This window comes from Acinetobacter sp. SwsAc6 (assembly GCF_013391565.1).
Classification (GTDB): domain Bacteria; phylum Pseudomonadota; class Gammaproteobacteria; order Pseudomonadales; family Moraxellaceae; genus Acinetobacter; species Acinetobacter cumulans.
Genome location: NZ_JACAXE010000056.1, coordinates 1 through 5,155, shown reverse-complemented (window position 1 = coordinate 5,155; position 5,155 = coordinate 1). Strand labels below are relative to the sequence as shown.

Sequence of the window (5,155 nt, the reverse complement as noted above, 5' to 3'; positions counted from 1 at the left end):
GGCCATCAGCTTGCCAACGTTGCACATGTACTGCTGTCGGTTGAATGCTACGCTCACCGATAAAGCTAGTGATGCTGTCTTGTTGCTCTGTTGCACTAGAACGATGAAAGCGGATACTGCGACGGCTGAGTGCTTGATATTGGCTATTGTCATCAATCAAGCGGAGTTTTTGTTTTTCAATTGGCACTGAGGAATGTGGCACTTTCAGCTGCGCTTCATCAATGAGCCAATTAATGCCTTCACTACGCCAAAGTCGGGTTAAAAAGTCATAATCACTTTCATTCGACTGCATGATGAAGGGCCGAACATCATAGTTTTGGCTTAAACCGCTTAGATCAAGCACTAGACTGGATGCAAAGAGTGGACTTTTGCTTTGCCATTCTTTAAAAATAGTTTCACTGACATCACGCACTGATTTATTCATAAACACACGGCTATTGCGACGTTTATGCCACAGCGACGTTGCGTCTTCTAAACTGAGTTTATACAGCGTAAGTGAACCATCACTCTGGCCTTGAGTGGCTTCGGTGATGATACCCGTAGTACGGAAGAGCTCACCCCGATCTGTCACTTGATCAACAGCAACTTGTACACCAATAAATTGTTTCAGCGGAATCAATGCATTGGTGGATAAGCAAATCAGGGTCGCTTGCAGGCCTTGGTTTAAGACATGCTCCCCATCAATACGTTGAATAAAAAGCTCGTCATTCAAAGCAGGATTGGAAAATTGCGCATGTATGACACGCTTTTGGGCAGATAAGCCTAATTTTTCTAAAATTTTAGCAATCGTATTCAACATTTTTTGAAATCTTTTCTAATTGTTTTTGTATATTTAATCGGCGATATTCTAAGAGCTAGCACCGCCTTAGGCTAGCCCCCATTTTTATTTAAAATGTAAATTATTCAAAATTAAGCTCAAACATAATATTTGAAACGCTTAAATATCTCAGCCCTTCTGCACCAAATAATGAAATTCTTTATTGCCATTTTCATCTAAGCGTTCTTCTTGTAGCAATAGTTCATGGCCCAAGTGCATACAGAACTTTGGAATATCCCATGATGTCGAGTTGTCTGTAGCAAATACTTCAACCACATCTCCAGACTTCGATTTACGGATGGCTTGATGCAACATCATCACAGGTTCAGGACAACGCAGTCCACGCGTATTCAATTGAAGGCTTGGTGTGATAGCAGAATCAGACATTGCAAAACTCAGGTGAAGAAAACCCTTTTAGTTTAGCATAGCCCAGTTATTCCTACATGGTCTTGCTTAAACCCTGCAGATTTCAATCCAGCTTCAGCTCAATCTTTTGCATTTAACATCTAACTTCGCACTCCACCATCATTATAGGTGTTGTTGGTTTTTTTAACTTCGCTTGCGGGATTTGATGTAATCCTAAACTTTTAAATAATTTGATCTGAACATTCTACAATCCCATAGCAATATGCATAGACAACTGTATTTTCTACGGTATGATAAAATCAATTTTTTTAGATATTCAGCGTCTTCAGGAAAGATCATGCACGAGGAATCAGGCCCGTCGTGGGGCATGCGCGGCTTACGAAAATGGTTAGGCACTGCGCCAGAAACCCGCGACGAACTGTTAAAATTAGTACAAGATTCACGTCGTTTTTTAGAACCCGATACTGTTGCAATGCTTGAAGGTGTACTTGACCTTCCTGCAACAAAAATCCGCGAAGTTATGACCCCGCGCACAGCAATGATTAGCTTACAAGAAGATGATGAGCTTCTTGATATCCTACACGTGCTGGTAGAGTCTGCGCATTCGCGTTTCCCAGTTTTCTCTGCCGATCAACCCGACAATGTCGTGGGTATATTATTGGCCAAAGATTTATTGCCATTTTTAACTGAGCCTACCGCTAAAGTTGATATTCGCGCCTTAATGCGTCAGCCTTTGTTTGTGCCAGAAAGCGCTCGCTCTGATCAAGTGATGCGAATGTTGAAAAACACCCAAACGCATATTGCAATTGTGATTGATGAATACGGCACAACTTCAGGTATCGTAACTTTAGAAGATATCTTGGAGGAAATTGTCGGTGAAATTGAAGATGAACACGACAAAGTGGATGAAGAAGCTGAGTTTATCGTGCCAGATGCAGACCCCAATACTGCAAATACTTGGCTCGTTCAAGCACTTACACCAATCGAACATTTTAACAATGTTTTAGATGCTGACTTTTCGGATGATGAAGTAGAAACTGTTGGCGGTCTATTGCTACAAGAAATTGGTTTAGTGAGCGATTTACAAGGACAAACTGTTGACCTTGAAAATTGGGAATTTACGATTTTGGAAGCAGATGCCCGCACTATTCATCTGATTCGAGCTGTCCGTAAATGAGAACCTTCTTTGACAAGCTGTTAAATCCCGCAGAACAACAAAAACAGCTGCCTTTAATTTTACCTTTGCTGATCGCCCTATTTTCAGGGGCGATTTTTAGCTTAGCACTCGCGCCTTACCATTATTGGTGGCTGGCGATTTTATCGCCTGCATTATTATATGCAAGCCTGCGTAAACGCAGTGCTAAACATGCGTTTTTCATTGGTTTGGCCTATGGTTTTGGTCTTTGGTTTGTTGGCGCATTTTGGCTCTATACCTCTATACACGTATACGGCGATACCAATGCTGTACTGAGCGTGCTAATGATTGCAGTTATGGCCATCGTTATGGGTTTATTTAGCGCGATACAAACATGGCTATATCGTCGGTTTTTCCCAGAAACACCGCTAACATTTGCACCACTCTGGGTTCTGTTTGAATGGGCTAAAACTTGGGTCTTCACAGGTTTCCCTTGGCTCTTTGCAGGCTATGCATTTACTGAACGCTATCTCGACAGCTATGCACCGCTCTTTGGTGTATTTGGCGTGTCTTTTGTGGTGATTGTACTGGCCTGTGCTGTCGTAGAAGTGCTGAATAAACGCATTTTTTGGCTGGTACCTTCAGCTATTTTCTTGCTCGGTGCTTGGGGTGCCTCACAGCTTAGTTTTGTTCAACCTAAAGCTGAAAAACCACTCTCTGTTTCTTTGGTTCAAGGCAATATCCCGCAAGACTTAAAATGGCTAACGGAATATCAAGTCAAAACATTGATGATCTACGCAGAACTTAGCCGTAGTGAGTGGGGTCGTGACTTAATTGTTTGGCCTGAGTCTTCTATTCCGATGTTCCAAACCGACATTGAACCTTTTTTAGATGCCATGAAAGCACAGGCAGATAAAACAGGAACATCATGGGTGACAGGGATTCCTTATTGGGATTTAAAAGCTTCACATGTTGAGCAGCACCCGATGTATTACAACAGCATAATGGCCACAGGTGACAATGCTTCGGGAATGTACAAGAAGCAACGCCTCGTTCCTTTTGGTGAATACATACCCTTATCAGGTCTACTTAGCTGGGTATTGCCTGCCATGCAAAATGATCCATCTATGAGTGGTTTCTCTCGTGGTGCGAGTGATCAAAAGCCTTTAAATATTAAAAATCATCATTTAGGTGCAGCCATTTGTTATGAAGTGGCTTATCCCAACCTAACTCGTCGAAATGCAGCCCAAAGTGATTTCTTGGTGACTGTATCAAATGATGCGTGGTTTACAGGCACTGCAGGTCCTTTACAACACCTGCAAATGGTACAAATGCGCGCTAAAGAAAACGGCCGTTGGTTTATTCGTGCCACTAATACGGGCGTTACCGCCTTTATTGATCACAATGGTCATATTGTAAAACAAGCACCAATGGATCAAGAAGCAGTTTTACGTGGGGACTTACCTGCCATGCAAGGTCAAACCCTGTATACCCGCTTAAGCGATTGGCCAATTTTAGGCTTCTCTATGTTCTTACTCATATTAGGTTGGATTTACCGTCCACGCACCGTGAATGTAAGCTTTAAATCACGTCGCTAATATAAAAAAGAAATAAAAAACCGGGCTTCAGCTCGGTTTTTTTAATACGTGTATTAAAGTAATCTGGTTCCCAATGGAACATCTGCATCAGGCACACATAAGGCCACATGCCCTTCCACATTATGAAAACCCGTCACCAAACACTCAGACTGAATAGGGCCAATTTGTTTTTTGGGAAAATTGACTACCGCAAGCACCAACTTACCAATTAAGCCTTCAGGCGAATATAGCTGGGTAATTTGCGCACTGGACTTTTTAATGCCCAATGTCTCCCCAAAATCAATATGTAGAATATAGGCAGGCTTACGAGCTTGCTGAAAAACTTCAGCTTGAATCACCTTTCCCACTCTGAGCTCGACTTTCATAAAGTCTGACCAATCTATATGTTGCATCTCGGATGACGACATCTTTAGCTCCTTGCGATTTTTATGTGCTGTGATTTGAATGAATTCCCATCACTGTACAAAAATCAGCCCCAAAGCATATAACTGAAAGCCGACAATCTATGCATGAATCATGACAAATTTAACCCAAGCCAATCTAGTGGCACAAAAAAACCGAGTTTATATACTCGGTTTGATATACCACATAAGTTTCGGCTGTTTAGAACTGTAGCGCCAAATATGACAACATGCCTGCCAAAGAAAGCATGGGCACATAACGGTAAAGATTGACCATAGCTTTTTCAACAATAGTGCTATGTTCTTGTTTGAGCTTCGCCACTGTTGCTTGTAAAGCCGACCAAAAACTCAAGGCCAACATTGAGCTCATCAAACTAATTGCAAAGAAGCCCACCATAATTTGGCTACTGCCTTCGGTATTTAGCCACAAATGCATAATCCCTTGGCTCACAGGCAACAAGCTTAAAATCAAAAGCACAGATTTAAGCATCGCCCAATGAAATTGGTTAATTTCATCTGTAAGTATTAATGCTTTCATACTGCTCTCCTCTGACTTTCATCCTGTCTATGGAGTTATTATGCAAGCTTTAAATTAAAATAAAAGCCTATATTTATTCATATTTTACGATTATTGTAATCAATAAACTTGGGAATAATTCTTATTATAAATCTCAACGGCTTTGTTGCACAAAGATGTAAAAATTAAGATTGCCCATATCTACTCAAATTTAAGGCATAACTTGGGTATGTGGTTGACCTAACTCGGTAAATTTATTTAACACTGCTACACGTGCATGGATCTCATTGGTTTGGCTATTAAAGTTCCTTGCACTGAGTT

At 41.3% G+C, this 5,155-nt stretch carries 6 protein-coding genes and 1 pseudogene; 2 read left to right on the top strand and 5 right to left on the bottom strand.

Features of this window, described 5'->3' with window-relative positions; genetic code table 11:
• Together HYG93_RS18905 and tusA are read right to left on the bottom strand one after the other, a co-directional pair.
• A partial coding sequence (locus tag HYG93_RS18905; protein ID WP_178962779.1) for a phage late control D family protein occupies positions 1-799 on the bottom strand: 799 nt, incomplete at its 3' end.
• A 147-nt stretch (positions 800-946) separates the two neighbouring features.
• Entirely contained in the window at positions 947-1,204 is a 258-nt protein-coding gene (gene tusA, locus HYG93_RS18900) for a sulfurtransferase TusA (RefSeq protein ID WP_106986756.1), read from the bottom strand.
• 316 nt (positions 1,205-1,520) lie between these two features.
• Here tusA and HYG93_RS18895 point away from each other — a divergent pair, with 316 nt between their 5' ends.
• Together HYG93_RS18895 and lnt are read left to right on the top strand one after the other, a co-directional pair.
• Positions 1,521-2,360 carry an HlyC/CorC family transporter gene (locus HYG93_RS18895; protein WP_106986757.1) on the top strand — a complete coding sequence of 280 codons (840 nt, stop codon included), beginning with the start codon at positions 1,521-1,523 and terminating at the stop codon, positions 2,358-2,360.
• Positions 2,357-3,916, top strand: coding sequence for an apolipoprotein N-acyltransferase (lnt, locus tag HYG93_RS18890; protein ID WP_120367735.1), 1,560 nt, complete (start codon positions 2,357-2,359; stop codon positions 3,914-3,916). Before HYG93_RS18895 ends, lnt begins: the two co-directional genes overlap by 4 nt.
• A gap of 53 nt (positions 3,917-3,969) precedes the next feature.
• Here lnt and HYG93_RS18885 read toward each other — a convergent pair whose 3' ends face one another.
• The 3 genes and pseudogenes from HYG93_RS18885 to HYG93_RS18875 all read right to left on the bottom strand — a co-directional run.
• On the bottom strand, positions 3,970-4,308 hold the full coding sequence (locus tag HYG93_RS18885; protein WP_106986759.1) for a tRNA-binding protein: 339 nt from the start codon (positions 4,306-4,308) through the stop codon (positions 3,970-3,972).
• 211 nt (positions 4,309-4,519) lie between these two features.
• The gene (locus HYG93_RS18880; protein ID WP_178962778.1) at positions 4,520-4,855 is read right to left on the bottom strand and encodes a hypothetical protein; all 336 of its coding nucleotides are present in this window, start codon (positions 4,853-4,855) and stop codon (positions 4,520-4,522) included.
• A 190-nt stretch (positions 4,856-5,045) separates the two neighbouring features.
• Positions 5,046-5,155, bottom strand: a pseudogene (locus HYG93_RS18875) (IS5/IS1182 family transposase); the annotation flags it as partial.

What these genes read in the sequence shown, in the direction of transcription:
- tusA (WP_106986756.1), bottom strand. Translation starts at nt 1,204, where the DNA reads ATGTCTGATTCTGCTATCACACCAAGCCTTCAATTGAATACGCGTGGA.
- lnt (WP_120367735.1), top strand. Translation starts at nt 2,357, where the DNA reads ATGAGAACCTTCTTTGACAAGCTGTTAAATCCCGCAGAACAACAAAAA.
- HYG93_RS18880 (WP_178962778.1), bottom strand. Translation starts at nt 4,855, where the DNA reads ATGAAAGCATTAATACTTACAGATGAAATTAACCAATTTCATTGGGCG.
- HYG93_RS18885 (WP_106986759.1), bottom strand. Translation starts at nt 4,308, where the DNA reads ATGCAACATATAGATTGGTCAGACTTTATGAAAGTCGAGCTCAGAGTG.
- HYG93_RS18895 (WP_106986757.1), top strand. Translation starts at nt 1,521, where the DNA reads ATGCACGAGGAATCAGGCCCGTCGTGGGGCATGCGCGGCTTACGAAAA.